The 16,788-nt window shown below is 66.0% G+C and carries 19 protein-coding genes; 4 read left to right on the top strand and 15 right to left on the bottom strand.

Annotated elements, in window-relative coordinates:
- Positions 1–410 precede the first annotated feature (410 nt).
- The 3 genes from lipA to JYK05_RS00785 all read right to left on the bottom strand — a co-directional run bounded on the left by lipA (position 411) and on the right by JYK05_RS00785 (position 2,612).
- On the bottom strand, positions 411–1,415 hold the full coding sequence (lipA, locus tag JYK05_RS00795; RefSeq protein ID WP_206467408.1) for a lipoyl synthase: 1,005 nt from the start codon (positions 1,413–1,415) through the stop codon (positions 411–413).
- The gene (lipB, locus tag JYK05_RS00790; RefSeq protein WP_206467407.1) at positions 1,412–2,215 is read right to left on the bottom strand and encodes a lipoyl(octanoyl) transferase LipB; all 804 of its coding nucleotides are present in this window, start codon (positions 2,213–2,215) and stop codon (positions 1,412–1,414) included. Before lipB ends, lipA begins: the two co-directional genes overlap by 4 nt.
- A 70-nt stretch (positions 2,216–2,285) precedes the next feature.
- Positions 2,286–2,612: a DUF2917 domain-containing protein gene (locus JYK05_RS00785; protein ID WP_206467406.1), complete on the bottom strand. Its 327-nt coding sequence runs from the start codon at positions 2,610–2,612 to the stop codon at positions 2,286–2,288.
- Positions 2,613–2,735: 123 nt separating this feature from the next.
- Here JYK05_RS00785 and JYK05_RS00780 point away from each other — a divergent pair, with 123 nt between their 5' ends.
- Positions 2,736–3,695, top strand: coding sequence for a transcriptional regulator GcvA (locus JYK05_RS00780; protein ID WP_206468174.1), 960 nt, complete (start codon positions 2,736–2,738; stop codon positions 3,693–3,695).
- Here JYK05_RS00780 and JYK05_RS00775 read toward each other — a convergent pair.
- From JYK05_RS00775 to JYK05_RS00730, 10 genes are all read right to left on the bottom strand, one after another.
- Entirely contained in the window at positions 3,679–3,993 is a 315-nt protein-coding gene (locus JYK05_RS00775) for a DUF493 family protein (protein ID WP_206467405.1), read from the bottom strand. The genes JYK05_RS00780 and JYK05_RS00775 overlap by 17 nt on opposite strands.
- 10 nt (positions 3,994–4,003) lie before the next feature.
- Positions 4,004–4,921, bottom strand: coding sequence for a D-amino acid aminotransferase (locus tag JYK05_RS00770; protein ID WP_206467404.1), 918 nt, complete (start codon positions 4,919–4,921; stop codon positions 4,004–4,006).
- Between the two features lie 31 nt (positions 4,922–4,952).
- Positions 4,953–6,185, bottom strand: a complete 1,233-nt coding sequence (locus JYK05_RS00765; RefSeq protein ID WP_206468173.1) for a D-alanyl-D-alanine carboxypeptidase family protein — start codon at positions 6,183–6,185, stop codon at positions 4,953–4,955.
- Between the two features lie 471 nt (positions 6,186–6,656).
- A complete protein-coding gene (locus JYK05_RS00760) occupies positions 6,657–7,283 on the bottom strand; it encodes an alpha/beta hydrolase (protein WP_206467403.1) in 627 nt (208 codons plus the stop codon).
- A gap of 11 nt (positions 7,284–7,294) precedes the next feature.
- Positions 7,295–7,624, bottom strand: a complete 330-nt coding sequence (locus JYK05_RS00755) for a ferredoxin (RefSeq protein WP_206467402.1) — start codon at positions 7,622–7,624, stop codon at positions 7,295–7,297.
- 308 nt (positions 7,625–7,932) lie between these two features.
- Positions 7,933–9,111, bottom strand: coding sequence for a VanZ family protein (locus JYK05_RS00750; protein ID WP_206467401.1), 1,179 nt, complete (start codon positions 9,109–9,111; stop codon positions 7,933–7,935).
- A 49-nt stretch (positions 9,112–9,160) separates the two neighbouring features.
- Positions 9,161–9,787, bottom strand: a complete 627-nt coding sequence (locus tag JYK05_RS00745; RefSeq protein WP_206467400.1) for an ABC-type transport auxiliary lipoprotein family protein — start codon at positions 9,785–9,787, stop codon at positions 9,161–9,163.
- Positions 9,788–9,821: 34 nt separating this feature from the next.
- Positions 9,822–10,781 (bottom strand): MlaD family protein, encoded by a 960-nt coding sequence (locus tag JYK05_RS00740; RefSeq protein ID WP_175939106.1) that lies wholly within the window; start codon positions 10,779–10,781, stop codon positions 9,822–9,824.
- 30 nt (positions 10,782–10,811) lie between these two features.
- A complete protein-coding gene (locus JYK05_RS00735; protein ID WP_175939104.1) occupies positions 10,812–11,687 on the bottom strand; it encodes an ABC transporter ATP-binding protein in 876 nt (291 codons plus the stop codon).
- A gap of 4 nt (positions 11,688–11,691) precedes the next feature.
- Complete coding sequence (locus JYK05_RS00730) at positions 11,692–12,819, bottom strand: ABC transporter permease (protein WP_206467399.1); 1,128 nt, start codon at positions 12,817–12,819, stop codon at positions 11,692–11,694.
- A 116-nt stretch (positions 12,820–12,935) separates the two neighbouring features.
- Between JYK05_RS00730 and JYK05_RS00725 the strand changes: the two genes are divergently transcribed.
- From JYK05_RS00725 to JYK05_RS00715, 3 genes are read left to right on the top strand one after another with little or no spacing between them, the layout of a single operon-like run.
- Positions 12,936–13,844, top strand: coding sequence for a biotin--[acetyl-CoA-carboxylase] ligase (locus tag JYK05_RS00725; protein ID WP_175939100.1), 909 nt, complete (start codon positions 12,936–12,938; stop codon positions 13,842–13,844).
- Between the two features lie 11 nt (positions 13,845–13,855).
- The gene (locus JYK05_RS00720; protein ID WP_206468172.1) at positions 13,856–14,668 is read left to right on the top strand and encodes a type III pantothenate kinase; all 813 of its coding nucleotides are present in this window, start codon (positions 13,856–13,858) and stop codon (positions 14,666–14,668) included.
- A 28-nt stretch (positions 14,669–14,696) separates the two neighbouring features.
- The gene (locus JYK05_RS00715; protein WP_206467398.1) at positions 14,697–14,939 is read left to right on the top strand and encodes a hypothetical protein; all 243 of its coding nucleotides are present in this window, start codon (positions 14,697–14,699) and stop codon (positions 14,937–14,939) included.
- Positions 14,940–14,948: 9 nt separating this feature from the next.
- On the opposite strand, the gene rfaE2 is transcribed toward JYK05_RS00715, so the two are convergent.
- Together rfaE2 and JYK05_RS00705 are read right to left on the bottom strand one after the other, a co-directional pair.
- A complete protein-coding gene (gene rfaE2, locus JYK05_RS00710; RefSeq protein ID WP_175939096.1) occupies positions 14,949–15,431 on the bottom strand; it encodes a D-glycero-beta-D-manno-heptose 1-phosphate adenylyltransferase in 483 nt (160 codons plus the stop codon).
- A 134-nt stretch (positions 15,432–15,565) separates the two neighbouring features.
- On the bottom strand, positions 15,566–16,441 hold the full coding sequence (locus JYK05_RS00705) for a ferritin-like domain-containing protein (protein ID WP_175939095.1): 876 nt from the start codon (positions 16,439–16,441) through the stop codon (positions 15,566–15,568).
- Between the last annotated feature and the right edge of the window lie 347 nt (positions 16,442–16,788).

The following is a 16,788-nucleotide window of genomic DNA, read 5'->3' as shown; positions in this document are numbered from 1 at the left end:
GTTGGCAATGAAAGCGCCAGCGGCGAGCCGCGAAGTGCGGGCAAAGCGGCGACGCGTGGCGGGAAACCGCGCGTGCCGGATCGCGTCGCGTTAGCGAGAGCCGCTACGTCGACGGATCAGGGTCGGTTGGGTGCGAAAGGGGGCATCGGCTTGTCTCCTTGGGTTTTATGGGCGGCTTCGCGGGCCTTGGGTCTTTTTATGCAAGGGGGATGCCAGTGTGCGAATCGCGCTAAGCCGTTGACACCAAAGGCGCCGCGCCGGACGCAATCTATCGCGGCTCCGGGTTTCCGGAAAAGCGCTGCGCGGCTGTCCGATGATCTGGACGCCGCCCCGCTTCCTTGCCGATTCGTAAGCGCGAAAAAAAACCCACGTCACCGTGGGTTTTTTGCCAGCAGCAAACCGCAGCGCAGTTAAACCACCCCCGCCCCATGCGCCTGCAAATCCGCGTGATAACTCGACCGCACCATCGCGCCGACCGCCGCGTGCGTGAAGCCCATCTTGTACGCTTCTTCCTCGTACATCTTGAACGTATCGGGATGCACGTACGCGCGCACCGGCAGATGGTGCTCCGACGGCTGCAGATACTGGCCGATGGTCAGCATATCGACGTCGTGCGCGCGCAGATCGCGCATCACCTGAAGAATCTCGTCTTCCGTTTCGCCCAGGCCGACCATCAGGCCCGACTTCGTCGCCACTTCCGGATGCAGCGCCTTGAAGTCCTTCAGCAGCTTCAGCGAATGGTGATAATCCGAACCCGGACGCGCTTCCTTATAGAGACGCGGCACCGTTTCGAGATTGTGGTTCATCACGTCGGGCGGCGCGGCGGTCAGAATGTTGATCGCGCGATCCAGTCGCCCGCGAAAATCCGGCGTCAGAATTTCGATGCGCGTTTCCGGCGAATGCTCGCGCACCTGCCGGATGCACTCGACGAAATGCGCCGCGCCGCCGTCGCGCAGATCGTCGCGGTCCACGCTCGTGATGACCACATACTTCAGCTTCAACGCGCCGATGGTGCGCGCGAGGTTCAGCGGCTCCTCGGGATCGAGCGGATCGGGACGGCCGTGGCCGACATCGCAGAACGGGCAGCGGCGCGTGCACTTGTCGCCCATGATCATGAACGTGGCCGTGCCCTTGCCAAAGCATTCGCCGATATTCGGGCAGCTCGCTTCCTCGCAGACGGTGTGCAGGTTGTGCTCGCGCAGAATCTGCTTGATCTCGTTGAAACGCGAATTGCCGGTCGCCGTGCGCACGCGAATCCACTCCGGCTTCTTCAGCTTCTCGATCGGCACCACCTTGATCGGAATGCGCGATGTCTTCGCCTGCGCCTTTTGCTTCGCGGTGGCGTCGTAGGGCGCGGGGATCGTCGGGGAAGCGGGAGCGGTGTCGCCTGCCAGGTTTGCGGTTGCGTCAGTCATTCGGTTGATCCGGTAGATGCAGCGGGACGGCTCGCGCCGTCTTGCGGTTGAGCGGCGGCGCTCGGCGTGCCGTCGATCTGATGCGCCAGTCTTTCGGCGAGCGTGAGTGCGACATCGCGCCAGCCGGCCACGACGCCGAGCGTCGCCATGTCGACCGTTTCGAGTCCCGCGTAGCCGCACGGGTTGATCGCGAGGAACGGCCGAAGGTCCATCTTCACGTTCAGGCTGACGCCGTGATAGCTGCAGCCGTTGCGGATCTTGAGCCCGAGCGCGGCGATCTTCGCGCCCTCATGCAGTTCGTGCAAACGAACGTTCGCACCGCGTTGCGCCTGAAGCGGCGTCGGCGCGGCGACGTAGATACCCGGCGCGCCCGCCTTGCGGTCGGTCGCCAGATTATACGTTGCAAGCGTTTCGATCACGGCCTCTTCGATACGCCGCACCATCTCGCGCACCATGAGCTTGCGACGGCGCAAGTCGATAAGCAGATACGCGACGATCTGCCCCGGCCCGTGATAGGTAATTTGCCCGCCGCGGTCCACCTTGACGAGCGGAATGCCGCTGTCGGCTAAGAGCAGATGCGCGGGATCGCCCGCGAGACCGAGCGTGAAGACCTGCGGATGCTCGACGAGCCAGATTTCGTCCGGCGTGTCGGGCGTGCGGGCGTCGGTGAACGCGCGCATGGCGTCGAAACTCTCGCCGTACGGTTCGAGGCCGCGCCAGCGCAGAATGACGTCGCCGGGCAAGTCGGTGGCAGGCTCGGAGATAAGCTCGGTAGAAAATGCAAGCGGCGTGGTGGACATGATCCCGGTAGTTTACCGAAATCGCTTCATGCCCGCCGGCCGTGAAGACGAAGATAGCCGATGCCCACGCTCAGACGGTGCGCCAGCCAGCGCGAAAACGCAGCGCGAGCCGCTCGATGCGCGTGGACAGCCAACGAATCGCGCGTTCGTCGCGACGCGGCAGGATGGTGAACACGACGCGCGCGGGCTTGTCACCTTCCGCCGAAAGCCATAGGCGCTCGCGCTCGCGCAGGTTCAGCCGGTCGCCGGGCGCGAGCCAGTAGTCTTCGATGTCATTGCTGCGTGTCGCCCAGACCGGGCTGCCGTGCACGGTGAGCCGCGTGCCGCGCGCAATGCGCATGGGCACGGTTTCGCCGGGATTGATTTCGAACGTGACGCTTGTTGATATTTCTCGCATGATCGACTCCGCCAACGGAACGTTTCGATGACTACAATCGTAGGCGTAGCAAGGCATCAGACAAAACGATCAATTTTCACCGCTATGTGAGCCGTATTGACAAACGCATCCGCCAACATCCACATGGACCTGCGCCAGCTTCCCGCGCTGAACGCGCTGCGGGCCTTCGAAGCCGCCGCGCGTCACGAGAGCTTTTCGCGCGCCGCCGACGAGCTCTTCGTCACGCACGGCGCGGTCAGTCATCAGATACGCGCGCTGGAGGCCGAACTCGGCGTGGCGCTTTTCGCCCGCGACGGCAAGCGCGTGCGCCTCACCGATCGCGGCCGCCAGTACGCAGCCGACGTGCGCGCGGCGCTCGTCGCGCTCGCGGAATCGACGCGGCGCATGCGTTCGGGCGACCGGGACCGGCGGCTCGTCGTGTCCATGCTGTCGTCGTTTTCGGCGCGCTGGCTCACGTCGCGCGTGGGCGGTTTTATCGAAAAGCATCCAGAATTCGATCTCGAACTGCTGTCGACGAACGCGCTCACCGACTTCAGCCGCGACGACGTGGACGTGGCGATCCGCTTCGGCTATGGCAAATATTCGGGCGTGCACGCGGAGCCGTTGCTGGACGAAGTGTTCTTCCCGGCGTGCTCGCCGCGCTTCAACGGCGGCGCGTTGCCGCGCGTGCCCGCCGACCTCGCGAACATGCCGCTTCTGCGCTCCGGCGACGAGCTATGGCGTCCGTGGTTCGACGCAGCGGGCCTACCGGACATGCCGGAGCCGAAACGCGGCGTCTTGTTCGAGGATTCATCGAATTTGCTGCAAGCGGCCATCGACGGCCAGGGGATCGCGCTCGTGCGGCGCTCGCTCGCGATGCAGGAAATCATCGACGGGCGGCTCGTGAGGCTTTTCAACGTGGATGGTCCGAGTCCGTGGACCTATTACTTCGTGTGTCCGCCGGAGTTGCTGGCGACCAAGCGCGTGCAGGCGTTTCGGGAGTGGATCTTCTCCGAAGCGGAGAAGTTCAGGCAGCTTTACGAGCGCACGCCTGCCGTGTGCGATGCGCCCGCAGCCGCAGGCAATCTCAGAGCACTACCTTGACCATCGGGTGGCCGGTGAGTGCGCGATAGATGTCGTCCAGATGCGCGCGGTTCTGCGCGCGCACCGTGCACGTCAGGCCGGTGTAGTTGCCGCCGGACGACGGCCGCGTTTCGACGCGCGTCACGTCGAACTCATTGTCGAACTCGCGGATCACGGTGACGATGGTGTCCTGAAATTCGGGATGCGACTTGCCCATCACCTTGATCGGGAAATCGCAGGGGAAATTGAACAGCTCGTCGGTGCTGCTGGCCTGCGTCGGATCGGCCGACTGCGGCTTGGAATCGAATGAATCGGACATGGGTTTCTCCTTAACCGGCGCGGCTCGCCTGCTGCGCGAACTCGCGCGACTTGGCCCGCTGGTAGGCGTCATACAGCGCAGCATAGACCGGGCCGGGACGCCCGTTGCCGACGGCCTGGCCGTCGAGCGTGGTGATCGGCATGACTTCTTTCGTCGCCGAACTGATCATGATTTCGTCGGCGGCGCGCAGTTCGGCCTCGGTGATGTCGCGTTCCTCGAACCGAACGCCTGCCTCGGCCGCGAGTTCTTCGACGAGTCCGTAACGGATGCCTTCGAGAATGCGCGGGCCGCGCGGCACGCCCAGCAGCGCGCCGTCCTTCACTACCCACACATTTGAGGACGATCCTTCGGTGAGCAAGCCGTCGCGCAATTGGATGGTTTCGAGCGCGTCGTTTTCCGCCGCGTGCTGCGCCATCAGCACGTTGCCGAGCAGCGAGACCGATTTGATGTCGCAATGCAGCCAGCGCTTGTCCTCGGCCGTCACGGCGACCGCGCCTTGCGCGCGGCTCGCGGCGCTCGGCAGCACGAGCGGGCTCAACATCACGAAAACAGTCGGCGTGATGCCGGCCGGGAACGCGTGCCCGCGCTTTTTCGCGACGCCGCGCGTCACCTGAATGTAGACGAGGGCGTCGCCCGGACCGGCGTTCGCGTCGATCGCGCGGGCGATGAGCGCGCGCCAGCCGACGTCGTCGAACGGATTCTCGATGCGGATCTTGCCGAGGCTGCGGTTCAGCCGCGCGAGATGCTCCGTGAGCCGAAACGGCAGGCGCGCGCCGCCGTCTTGCGCGTAGAGCGGCACGACTTCATAGATGCCGTCGCCGAAGATGAAGCCGCGATCCAGCACCGGAATGCGCGCCTCGGAAAGCGGTCCCCACTCGCCGTTCAGATAGACCGTCGGGTTGAAGTCGTCGGCTTGGTTTTGGCTCATTCGAACCGCTCCGTTGGAACAGAAGACGCGATTACTTCTTCTTTTGCCACATCAGCAGCGCGGAATCCCACAGGCGGCCGAAGAGACCAGCTTGCGGCACGTCCTGCAACGCGACGAGCGGGAATTGCGCGACGTCCTTGCCGTCCGCCATCATGCGCACAGTGCCGATCTGCTGGCCCTTCTTGATCGGCGCGATCAGCAAGTCGTTGCGCGTGATCGTCGGCTTGACCTTGTCGCCCAGGCCCTTCGGCACGGTGATGTATTGATCCGTCTCGACGCCCGCCTGCACGTTGTCGGAGGCGCCCTTGTACACGCGCGGCGATTCGATGACCTGATTCGCCTTGTAGAGGCGCAGCGCGTCATACGCGGTGTAGCCGTAGTTCAGCATCTTGAGGCTGTCCTGCACGCGCGCCGATTCCTTCGGCTCGCCCATCATGACGGCGACGAGACGCCGGCTCGCGTCCGGCATGCCCGGCAGCGAACGCTTGGCCGTGGCGATCAGGCAATAGCCCGCCGCTTTCGTGTGACCGGTCTTGAGACCGTCGACGCTCGGATCGAGCCACAGCAGGCGGTTGCGGTTCGGCTGCTTGATCTTGTTGTACGTGAATTCCTTCTCCGAAAAGATGCTGTAGTACTCGGGGAAGTCGCGGATGAGACGCGTCGACAGTACAGCGAGGTCGCCTGCCGTCGTGTAGTGCTGCGGATCGGGCATGCCGTTCACGTCGGCATAGTGCGTGTGCTTCATGCCGATGCGTTGCGCCGCGCCGTTCATCAGATTGACGAAGTTGGCCTCGCTGCCGCCGACGAGTTCCGCGAGCGCAATGGCCGCGTCGTTGCCCGACTGAATGATCATGCCGTACACGAGGTCATGCACCGTGACTGGCTTGTTCGCCTCGATGAACATGCGCGACTCGTCCGTCCTCACGCGGCGCACCGCTTCGGTCGGCATGACCGTCTGGTCCATGTTGATCTTCTTCGACTTCAGCGCGTCGAAGACGAGGTACGCGGTCATCAGCTTTGTGAGCGACGCCGGCTCGACGCGTTCATCCGGATTGCCGGATGCGAGCACCTGATTGCTGGTGGCATCGACGAGCACCCACGAATGCGCCGTCACCGCGGGCGGCGGCACCTGCGCGAACGCGCTCGCGGCAGCGAGGACGGCCGGCAGCACGACGGCGGCCTTGAATGCGCGGCGGTGAATGGCGGTAGTGGAAACGAAAGCGGAGACGGGCGAAACAGAAAAGCCGGAAGGGAAAAAGCGCATAGGATCGGTCGGCAGAAAGAGCATCGGCGCTCCGCCCGGGATGATCCGAAAGGCGGCGAAGCGCGGGTTGAACAGGCAGACCGTTCATGCCGGTCGCGCTCTTCGCCTGCTGGCGAAACGGGCACGCGGGGTGCCGCAGCGAAGGAGCGCACATTCGACAGACGGCCGCGCCATCGGTTCTCAAACGTTTGTTTTCGAACGTCGCGTAGGCCGGCAATGAGCCGGCGCTCTGGCGTCGGGCTTTTCGCCGCAGCGTCGGGTCACAGCGTGCGGGCACAACGTTGGAAAGCGCGTTGTGACGCGGAGTCGCGGCGAAAAAATTCTGCGCCATTATACGCGCGGCCAGGAGCGCGATTACGGCGAATCTGCGTGAATCCAGCGCCAATCCGCGCTTTTTCAGGCGATGCCTTAAGCGAAATGTCGATTCGCGATGACCGCGTGAACCAGCGCGCGGCAAAAGCCTTCGGAAACCTAACGCCAGGCGTCGACGATCACGCGCTTGAGAATATGTAGCTTGCGATGGAAGAAATGCTCGCCGCCCGGAATGACGACGACCGGCAGTTCCTGCGGCCGCGCCCAGTCGTAGACGGAGGCGATGGACACGGTATCGTCCACTTCGCCGTGAATCACGAGCGTGTTCTCGGGAACCGGCGCCACGTCCCAGCGGCTCGCCGCCGTGCCGACGAACACCATGCGCTCGATTGCCTGCCCGCTTTCCTGCATGCGCTTGGCGACATGCGACAGCACGAAGGTGCCGAAGGAAAAGCCCGCGAGCACGATCGGCACGTCGCGCTGGCCGGGTTGCGCGCGCATGTGATCGATGACCGCCAGCAGGTCTTCGCGCTCGCCGATGCCGTTGTCGTGCTCGCCTCCGGTCTGCCCGACGCCGCGAAAATTGGAGCGATACGTCGTATAGCCGAGCTGCACAAAGGTGCGCGCAAGCGTCTGCGCGACCTTGTTGTCCATCGTCCCGCCGAAGAGCGGATGCGGATGCGCGACGAGCGCAATGCCGCGCGGCGCGGACTCCGTGCGATCGAGCGCGACTTCGATCTTGCCCGCCGGGCCGTCGATCAGAAATTTTTCTGTTTGCGCGTTCATGAAGGCGGGCGTCAGACGGGTTGATCGATCAGAAGACGCTCGACGATCTTGCCGTTAGCGAGATGCGAATCGACGATTTCGTCGATGTCGGTCTCATCGACATACGTATACCACGTGCCTTCCGGATACACGACGACGACCGGCCCTTGTTCGCAGCGGTCCAGACAGCCGGCCTTGTTGATGCGCACTTTGCCTTCGCCGGCGAGGCCGAGCTTCTTCACGCGCTTTTTCGCGTGCTCCTGCATGGCTTGCGCGTTGCAGTTCGCGCAACTGGGACGCGAGGCGTCGGCATCGCGCTGGTTCAGGCAGAAGAACACGTGGTACTTGTAGAAGGAGTCCATGAGCGTCCGGCGATGGGGGTGTCGGTCGATTATAGCGAGCGATGTCGGGGGATGTGTCGGCGGGAGTTGGCGCTTTAGCGCCTTACTCCCGCCCCATGCAAGGCGGTCGGCGGGAGTTGGCGCTTTAGCGCCTACTCCCGCCCCATGCAAGGCGGTCGGCGGGAGTTGGCGCTTTAGCGCTTACTCCCGCCCCATGCAAGGCGGTCGGCGGGAGTTGGCGCTTTAGCGCTTACTCCCGCCCCATGCAGAGCGGTCGGCGGGAGTTGGCGCTTTAGCGCCTTACTCGCGGCCCATGCAAGGCGGTCGCTCTAGCGATCCCCGCCCGCACCATCTCCCCCACCCCGCCGCCGCCCCATCCACGCCCTTTCCGCCGCCGACGCCAGCCACCCCAACGCCGCATACGGCCACACCCACGCGAGCCAGTGCAGCAGCCCGTTGAAGTGCAGATACCGCCCCTGCCGCCAATCCGCGAGCACGATATCGAAGTACGGATTCACCGGCAGCAGATTCACGAGCGCGAGCCCCACGACGAGCGCCGCGCCCGCCAGCGCCGCCCGCAGCGCACGCGGCAGCGACACCGCCAGCACGCCCGCCACCGCGCCGATCCCGATGCCTTCGAGCGCGCCGTCCGTCGCCCAGTCGAAGGTCAGCCCGGCGCGCGATTGCAGGAACGAAGCGCCCGCCTTCGCCACCAGCGTCGCGACGATCAGCCCGAGCATCAGCCGAATGCGCGGCGCGCGCTCGCGCGTGAGCAGCGTGACGAGCACGAGCGCCGCGAACAGATTCGACGACGTGATCATCGCCTCCCACGATTCGTCGGGCAACAGCGCGCCAAGGCGGTCCGGCCACGTCTCGACGTCCCACGCGGCGGGCGTCCACGCGAGAATCGCGTCCTGCATCGCCGGATCGAGCTGATCCCACAGCACGCGCGGCAAGTCGCCGCCGCCGAAGAGATACGGCGCAGGAAACATCGACGCGAACGGCCAAAGCGCCGACAGCCCAATCACATAGGCCGCGTGCCGCTCGAACCACGTGAAGCGAATCCGCCGCAGCAAGCCGCGGTCGAGCAGCGAGCTAGTCGCGGGCGCGGCGAGCACGCCGCCGATCAGCGCGCCGAGCGCATTAGCGGCGAGATCGAGGTTGGACGCGACGCGCGTCGGCAGATACGTCTGGATCGATTCCATCGCGCCCGACAAAAGCGCGCCGCCCGCGAACGCCGCGCACACCGCGAGCGAGCCGCGCCAGCGCGGATAAAGCGCGAGCACGATCAGTGCGCCCAGCGGCATGTAACCGAGGACGTTGGTGACGACATCGAAGGCCGTCAGGTAACGCGGCAGCGGATCGGTCAGGAACGAGAACGGCCCGAGACCGAGCGAGCGCCAACCGGAAAACGGATACAGCGAGCCGTACACGACGAGCATCGCGTACGCGACGAGCGCCTGCCGCGAGAACGCCGACGGGCGGCGCTGCCATTGCTTGATCGTCATGAGCCGCCCAGGCGCGTCCGTTCGAGCGGATTGACGATGAAACGCGCCGTCATCGCGATGCGGTGAGCGGCTGCGCGCCGAGCCACGCGCCGAGTTGCGCGATCAGATCGTCCGATGCCGCCGCCAGCGCCCGCGCGCCGCCCGATGCATCGGCGCTCGGCGCGGGCGCGCTCGCCGTGAACATCCGCTGCGCGATGACGCGGCCATGCTGAGTGAGCGTCGCGCGCACCGATACGACGCCGTGGCTTCTTTCCGGCGCATCGAAGACCTGTTCGAAGCCGGTCAGCTCGATCTCCAGCAACGGCGCGCGCACCGTGTCCGCGCCCGTGAGCACCGGGCCGCGTTGCGAGAGCGTATCGCGCAATCGCTGCGTGAGAAGCTGCGCGGGCGGCATCGTCCAGTGGCTCGTCGCATAGCTGCCGGTGCGCTGCGCATCGACGTAACTCAGGCGATAGACGAACGCGTCGGTTTCCAGATCACGCGACGCGCGCACCGCCAGCACTTTGACCGGCGGCATCGGCGCTTCGGTCGTGGCACTCGCAGGACTCGCGGCGGGCCGCGCGCCGAGGTCGTAGCGCGCGTCCTGCGTCGCGGGCGGGCTCGCCGCGCAGCCGGCGAGCATCGCGATGCAGGCGAGCGCAAGCGCCAACGGTCGTTTCAACTCAGCAAGTGACATAGGAATCCTTCGTTGTCCTGTTCTGTGGCCTCGTTCAGCGCGATGGATTCGCGGGCCAGACGAAGCCCGGCTCGCCCGGCCCCGGCGGCATCGACGGCGCGCCGAACAGCACGCTGCGCGGACTCGCGCTGAACGTATCGGCGGCGCGGTCGACCGAACGCGCGGCGGCGCCGAGATCTTCGGTGAACGAATAGAGGCGCGGCAATGCCTCGAAGCTCACGCGCGCCGTCACGTCGCGCAGCGATTCGTTCATGTCCGCGAGGGCGGCTGCGGCCTGCTGAGCGGCGTCGCCCGCTTTGTTCAGGTTGGTCACGAACGGTCCGTTCTCGCGATTCAGGTTCTGTATGAGCGCGTTCGTCGAAGCGAGCGTGCGATCGAGCTGATTCAGCGTCTGCGGCAGATGCGCGGTTGCGGGCGCGACCTGGCTCGCGAGCGACGCGATGCCGTCCGCCGCGCCCTTCAGGCTTTTGGTGGTGTCGAGAAGCTGATCGCGCACGTCGTCGGAGAGAAACTTGTCCGCGTCTTCCGAAAGACGCTCGAACTTGCGCAGGATCACATCGCCGCGTTCCTGCAACTGCTCGAAAAGACCGGGACGCATCGGCACTTCCGCGACGTGCTGCGGCGAGGACGCGAGCGCGGTCGGATCCTTGCCGCTGTCGTCGAGCTGCACGAACGCGATGCCCGTCACGCCCTGAAAGCCGAGCGTCGCGAAAGTGGAGTGCGTCATCGGCGCGTTGCGGTCGACGAGAATGCGGATGCGGATCTGCCCCGGATGCGCCCGGTCGAAGCGGATCGACTCGACCTTGCCGACGCCGAGCCCGCGGTAACGCACGGCGGCATCGGTGAAGAGGCCCGTCACGTTTGTCCGCGCGATCAGGTCATACGGCACACGCACGGTGCGGTCCACGTTGAAGAAAAACGCCGCGAACGCAATGGCCAGCACGAGCACGATGGTGAATAGCCCGGTCCAGAACGCATGTGATTTGTTTTCCATCGGCAGGTTCCTTGTCGCTTTTGCGCCGGACTACTTCACGGTGATGGTGGCGTCGTCGAGCGCGGCGGCGGGCAGCTTCGCGCGGCGTTCGGGCGGCAGCGCCTGAAGCGCGCGCCGTCCGCGTCGCCCGAGAAAATACTCGCGGATGAACGGATGATCCACCGCGACCGCTTCTTCCACCGGCGCCGCGACGAGCACGCGCCGGTCCGCGAGCACGGCGACGCGCGTAGAAAGCGCGACCATCGTATCGAGATCGTGCGTGACCATGACGACGGTGAGACCGAGCGCGCGATGCAGCGTCGCGATCAGATCGACGAATTCGTCCGATGCCTTCGGATCGAGGCCGGCCGTCGGCTCGTCGAGAAACAGCAGTTCGGGTTCGAGCGCGATGGCCCGCGCGATGCCCACGCGCTTCACCATGCCGCCCGAGAGCGCGGCCGGCATCTTGGTCGCGTGCTTGCACGAAAGCCCGACCATTTCGAGCTTCAGCATCACGAATTCGCGGATCAGGTCTTCGGGAATCTTGCCGAGTTCGCGAAACGGCTGCGCGATGTTGTCGTACACCGACAGCGACGAGAAGAGCGCGCCTTGCTGAAACATCATGCCGGAACGCGTGCGCAGCATCTTCGCGGTCTCGGCGTCCATGCGCGCCCATTCCTCGCCGAGCACGCGAATCACGCCCGAGGTCGGCGATTCGAGCCCGAGAATCTGCCGCACGAGCGTGGTCTTGCCGGAACCGGAGCCGCCCAGCAGCGCAACGATTTCGCCTCGACGCACCTCGAAGTTGAGATGCTCGTGAATCACCGTGCTGCCGTAGCGTTTGGTGACATCGCGCACTTCGATGACCGGCTCCGCGATCGCGGGCGGCGGCTGATGGCGCACGGCGGTGGCGAGCGTCGTCGACATGGCGTCAGAGCCCCACGTTCTGAAAGAGGATGGCGAACACCGCGTCCGCGAGAATCACGACGGTGATCGACGTGACCACGGACGTCGTCGTGCCTTCGCCGAGACTCTGCGAATTCGGCTTGATGCGAAAGCCGAAGTGGCACGCGGCGAGCGCGATTAGCATGCCGAACACGACGCCCTTGCCGAGCCCGATCCACAGATTCGCGATCGGCACGACGGACGGCAGCGAGCGGATGAAGAAAGAAATGTCGATGGACAGCACGAGCTTCGCCGCGAGCGCGCCGCCCGTCAGCGCGATGATGTTGGTCCACATGACGAGCAGCGGCATGGCGACGCCGAGCGCGAGCACGCGCGGTAGCACGAGGCGCAGGCCGTGCGGAATGCCCATGACCTGCATCGCGTCGAGTTCCTCGGTGACGCGCATGACGCCGATCTGTGCGGTGATCGCGGAGCCCGAGCGCCCGGCGACGAGAATCGCGGACAGCACCGGCCCGAGCTCGCGAATCACCGACAGCCCGAGAATATTCACGATGTACTGGTTCGCGCCGAACATGCGCAGTTGCTGCGCGGACAGATAACTGAGCACGATGCCGATCAGAAACGCGACGAGCGCCGTGATCGCGAGCGCCTGCGCGCCGGCGCTATAGATGTTCGCGGAAATCTCCGTCCACGGAGTCCGTTGTGGGCGACGGACCAATCCGAGCAGATCGAGCACGAAGCCGCCGAACATCGCGAGGCCGCCGTGCAGGTGATCGAAGAACGCGAAAATCAGGTGTCCGAGCCGCGTGACAGGATCGGTGCGATCGATGGCCTCCGGCTCCTCGCGCTCCGCGTCGAGCAGCGCCACGCGCTCGAAGATTTCGCGCTGCGTGTCCGACAGCGCGACGGTCGCGGGCATTTTGCGGCCCCAGATGCGCCAGAGCGCCTGCCCGCCGACATGATCGAGCCGTTCGATCGATAGCAAATCCCACTGCCCGATGGCCTCGCGTCCGATCGCGCGCAGCCGCCGCGTGACGCCGGTTTTCGAGCGGTCACGCGCGAGCGCGAGCGCCGTCCACTGGCCCGAAAGACGGACCACCTTGCCTTGCTGACCGGCTTCCACTCGCAGGCGGGGCGGCGTGTCGAAGTTCAAGGATCGAAGGGGCGTTGGAACGCGGTTTGAGGGAGAGGGACATTGTAACGAAGGATCGTTGCGCGGCGGCGCGATCCGCCACGCGAAGCGCCGAGCCCGCCCGCTACAATATCCCGATGACCCCGACTCCCGCCTTCGCCCCCGACGCGCCCTGGCGCATCGACCGTAACCGGCTCGCCACGCTCGCCGAGCGTGCCGCGCGCGACTGGACCATCGAGATCGTCGACGAAACCGGCTCCACCAACGCCGATCTCGTCGAGCGCATGCGCGCGCTCGCCCGCGACGTCGCGCAACGCACGCCGCCCGCGCCGGTGGCGCGCATCGCGTATGCGCAGACCGCCGGGCGCGGGCGGCGCGGCCGCGCGTGGCTCGCCGAGCCGGGCAATGCGCTGCTGATGTCGGTGGGCTACGTGCTGCGGCGGCCCATCGAAGGGCTGTCGGGCTTGAGTCTTGCCATCGGCACGGCCGTGCTCGACGCGCTCGCGCGGCTGCCGCTCACGCCGTCCGCGCGCCCTGCGCTGAAGTGGCCGAACGACGTGCTGCTCGACGACGGCAAGCTCGCCGGCATCCTGATCGAGACGGCGTGGAATGCGCCGGGCGCGACGGCGGTGGTGATCGGCATCGGCGTGAATCTGCACGGCGCGGAGCAGCTCGCCGCGCAAGTGGACGACGCGAACCGCCACTCGCCGTCCGCCGCCGCCATTCCCGGCGCAGCGCCCGCCGCGCTCGCCCGCGCGTGGCCGGACGCGAATCTTACGGACACGCTCGCCGCGCTGCTGAATGCGCTCGACACGGCGCTGCCCCGCTTCGAAGCGGACGGCTTCCGGCCGTTCCGCCAGCGCTGGACCGACGCGCACGCCTATGCGGGCCGCGAAGTCGTGCTGATCGATCAGGGACAGGAAGTCACGCGCGGCGTCGCCACCGGCGTCGACGACAGCGGGCACTTGCTGATCGACGCGCCCGAAGGACCGCGCGCCGTCGCGACGGGCGAACTGTCGCTGCGGCTCGCGAAGGAGCGTCCGTGAGCGACGCGCCGATGCTGCTGATCGACGCAGGCAACAGCCGCATCAAGTGGTCGCTCGTGGATGCGGACGGCGCGGCCATCGCGGGCGGCGCACTGGAGCACGAACGTGAATCCGCTAAGAGCGATGCCGCCGATCCGGCGCTCGCCGCATGGTCGGCGCTGCCTCGGCCCGACAGCGCGTGGATCTCGAACGTGGCCGGCGCGGCGGCGCAGGCGCGCATCGACCGCATGATCGACGCGCGCTGGCCGGCGCTGCCGCGCACCGTCGTGCGCGCGAAGGCCGCGCAATGCGGCGTGACGAACCCCTACGCCGAACCGGACAAGCTCGGCAGCGACCGCTGGGCGGGCCTGATCGGGGCGCGCGCCGCGTTTCCCGGCGAGAACGTGCTGATCGCCACCTTCGGCACCGCGACGACGCTCGAAGCGTTGCGCGCCGATGGCGTCTTCACCGGCGGATTGATCGCGCCGGGCTGGTCGCTGATGATGCAATCGCTCGGCAGTCACACCGCGCAGCTGCCGACACTCGATGCCGCCGCCGCGCGCCGCGCGCTCGGCCACGCGGAAGCCGCGCCGCGCAGCCTCTTCGCCACCGATACGGCCGCCGCGCTCTCGGCGGGCTGCCTGCTCGCGCAAGCGAGCCTGATCGAACGCGCATGGCGCGATCTGCGCGCGGACTGGCAAGCCGACGTGCGGCTCGTGCTCGGCGGCGGCGCGGCCAACGAGATTGCGGGCGCGCTCACGGTGCGGCACACTCGCCACGATTCCCTCGTGCTCGCCGGCCTCGCGCTCATCGCGCGGGAATCGGCCACGCACCGAACTGACTGATTACGAACCGACTGACGGAGCCCCTGGCATGCTGCGCTGGCTCATTGCTTTACTCATTCTGGCCAACGTGCTGGTGTTCGCGCTCGTGCACGGCATGTTCGGATCGTCGCTGCCCGCCGCCGGTGCGCGCGAGCCGCATCATCTGTTGCAACAGGTGCGGCCCGAAACGCTGACGACGCGGCCGCTGCGTCCCGAGGAAGCAGCCGATCAGCCGCAGGTCGGCGGTCCCGCGCCCGCCGCGAACGTGGAGACGAAGCCGCTCGGCCAGTAACGCGGCCGTTCAGGACTGCGCGCGGACCTTCTTCAAGAGCGCGGTGGTCGAGCGGTCATGCTCGAACGCAATCGCGAGCGCCTTGCCGCCCCAGCCGCGCACGAGCGCCGATTCGGCGAGCTTGTCCATGTCGTAGTCGCCGCCTTTGACGAGCACGTCCGGGCGCAGGGCGTCGATCAGTTGCAGCGGCGTCGATTCCTCGAACTTCACGACCCAATCCACGCTTTCGAGCGCCGCGAGCAGCGCCATGCGGTCGTCCTCGCGATTGATCGGGCGATCGTCGCCCTTGCCGAGCGTGCGCACGGAGGCGTCGCTGTTCACGCCGACGATCAGCGTCGCGCCGAGCGCCTTCGCGTCGGCAAGATAGGTCACGTGTCCGCGATGCAGGATGTCGAACACGCCGTTGGTGAACACGACCGGCCCCGCGAGCGTCGGGCGGAGCGCGGCGAGCGCGTCGCGCGTGGTGATCTTGCGTTCGAAAGTGGCGGGCATGGCGATGATCAACGGGTAGTTCGGAAAGCGCGCATTGTGCCACGGCGTCTCGCCGGCGAAGCACGCGGCCTGGAAAGCAAAACGGCCCGCCGATGTGAGCCGGCAGGCCGTTTGTTCATGCGCGCGATACGTTGTTACGCGGGCTGTCCGCTGGAGCCGCCGGACGCGGCTTGCAGACGCTGCACCACTTCCTTGCGATAGCGGTTCAGCTCCTGCGCGGTGACGAACGACCGCTCGAAGAGAATCGAGAGGTTGTGCAAGATGCGCTCGACGACCTTCTTCTCCCAGCTATCGTCGAAGCGGATCTGGTCGTCCAGCCAGCGTTCGAGCCACTCGGGATCGGGCAGACGCGACTGCACGGTATCGCGCGGGAAGAGCGCCTGATTGACGTGCAGGTTCGTCGGATGCAGCGGCTTTTCCGTGCGGCGCGCGGAGGCCATCAGCACGCCGATCTTCGCGAACGCGGCGCGCGCCGAATCGCCTGCGTTGGCGAGCGCCTTCTTCATGTAGCGCAGATATGCGCCGCCGTGCCGCGCCTCGTCGCGCGAAATGGTTTCGTAGATGTGCTTGATGACCGGCTCGGTGTGCCATTCGGCCGCGCGGCGATACCAGTGATTCAGGCGGATTTCGCCGCAGAAGTGCAGCATCAGCGTTTCGAGCGGCGGCGCCGGATCGAATTCGAAGCGCACGGCGTGCAGTTCTTCTTCCGTCGGCACGAGCTCGGGCCTGAAGCGGCGCAGATATTCCATCAACACCAGCGAATGCTTTTGCTCCTCGAAAAACCACACGCTCATGAACGCGGAGAAGTCGCTGTCATGGTGGTTGTCACGCAAAAACATTTCGGTTGCGGGAAGAGCGGACCATTCGGTGATCGCGTTCATCTTGATGGTCCGGGCCTGCTCGTCGGTGAGCAGGGACGCATCGAACTTGTCCCAGGGGATGTCCTTCTCCATATCCCAACGGACGGATTCCAGCGATTTATAAAGTTCCGGATAAAGCATGGTGTTCATAGTCCACCCCTGAAGCCACTTATGCGACGTTATATCTGTATGACGGTCGGTCGAACGTGCGCGACGACCGCTGCACGCAAGCAACCAAGCTTTCAATTTTACGCGGGATTCCGGCGGCCACAGGCGAAAAACGACAAGGAAGCACTCGATTCAGCGCCGAGGCAACGCGCCAGCCGCCCTCGACATGCGCGTTCTTGCGCGCGTGCCGCCTTGTGTGCGTCGTATTTAACCTTGGGTGAGAAGCGAAACCTGTGCCCAGGTTCCGTCGAGGCTTCGTCGTGCCGCCTGCTCAGCGGTTTGCAGCAAAGACGCATACGTGCGCCTGACCAGCGCGGCGAAGCGACTAG

This window comes from Caballeronia sp. M1242, assembly GCF_017220215.1.
GTDB lineage: Bacteria > Pseudomonadota > Gammaproteobacteria > Burkholderiales > Burkholderiaceae > Caballeronia.
Note: the sequence above shows the minus strand (reverse complement) of the source record. Positions and strands in the feature narration are given on the sequence as shown.

Excerpts from the sequence above, each read along its gene's own strand:
- lipA (WP_206467408.1), bottom strand. The coding sequence starts at position 1,415 with ATGACTGACGCAACCGCAAACCTGGCAGGCGACACCGCTCCCGCTTCC.
- lipB (WP_206467407.1), bottom strand. The coding sequence starts at position 2,215 with ATGTCCACCACGCCGCTTGCATTTTCTACCGAGCTTATCTCCGAGCCT.
- JYK05_RS00785 (WP_206467406.1), bottom strand. The coding sequence starts at position 2,612 with ATGCGAGAAATATCAACAAGCGTCACGTTCGAAATCAATCCCGGCGAA.
- JYK05_RS00780 (WP_206468174.1), top strand. The coding sequence starts at position 2,736 with ATGGACCTGCGCCAGCTTCCCGCGCTGAACGCGCTGCGGGCCTTCGAA.
- JYK05_RS00775 (WP_206467405.1), bottom strand. The coding sequence starts at position 3,993 with ATGTCCGATTCATTCGATTCCAAGCCGCAGTCGGCCGATCCGACGCAG.
- JYK05_RS00770 (WP_206467404.1), bottom strand. The coding sequence starts at position 4,921 with ATGAGCCAAAACCAAGCCGACGACTTCAACCCGACGGTCTATCTGAAC.
- JYK05_RS00765 (WP_206468173.1), bottom strand. The coding sequence starts at position 6,185 with ATGCGCTTTTTCCCTTCCGGCTTTTCTGTTTCGCCCGTCTCCGCTTTC.
- JYK05_RS00760 (WP_206467403.1), bottom strand. The coding sequence starts at position 7,283 with ATGAACGCGCAAACAGAAAAATTTCTGATCGACGGCCCGGCGGGCAAG.
- JYK05_RS00755 (WP_206467402.1), bottom strand. The coding sequence starts at position 7,624 with ATGGACTCCTTCTACAAGTACCACGTGTTCTTCTGCCTGAACCAGCGC.
- JYK05_RS00750 (WP_206467401.1), bottom strand. The coding sequence starts at position 9,111 with ATGACGATCAAGCAATGGCAGCGCCGCCCGTCGGCGTTCTCGCGGCAG.
- JYK05_RS00745 (WP_206467400.1), bottom strand. The coding sequence starts at position 9,787 with ATGTCACTTGCTGAGTTGAAACGACCGTTGGCGCTTGCGCTCGCCTGC.
- JYK05_RS00740 (WP_175939106.1), bottom strand. The coding sequence starts at position 10,781 with ATGGAAAACAAATCACATGCGTTCTGGACCGGGCTATTCACCATCGTG.
- JYK05_RS00735 (WP_175939104.1), bottom strand. The coding sequence starts at position 11,687 with ATGTCGACGACGCTCGCCACCGCCGTGCGCCATCAGCCGCCGCCCGCG.
- JYK05_RS00725 (WP_175939100.1), top strand. The coding sequence starts at position 12,936 with ATGACCCCGACTCCCGCCTTCGCCCCCGACGCGCCCTGGCGCATCGAC.
- JYK05_RS00720 (WP_206468172.1), top strand. The coding sequence starts at position 13,856 with ATGCTGCTGATCGACGCAGGCAACAGCCGCATCAAGTGGTCGCTCGTG.
- JYK05_RS00715 (WP_206467398.1), top strand. The coding sequence starts at position 14,697 with ATGCTGCGCTGGCTCATTGCTTTACTCATTCTGGCCAACGTGCTGGTG.
- rfaE2 (WP_175939096.1), bottom strand. The coding sequence starts at position 15,431 with ATGCCCGCCACTTTCGAACGCAAGATCACCACGCGCGACGCGCTCGCC.
- JYK05_RS00705 (WP_175939095.1), bottom strand. The coding sequence starts at position 16,441 with ATGAACACCATGCTTTATCCGGAACTTTATAAATCGCTGGAATCCGTC.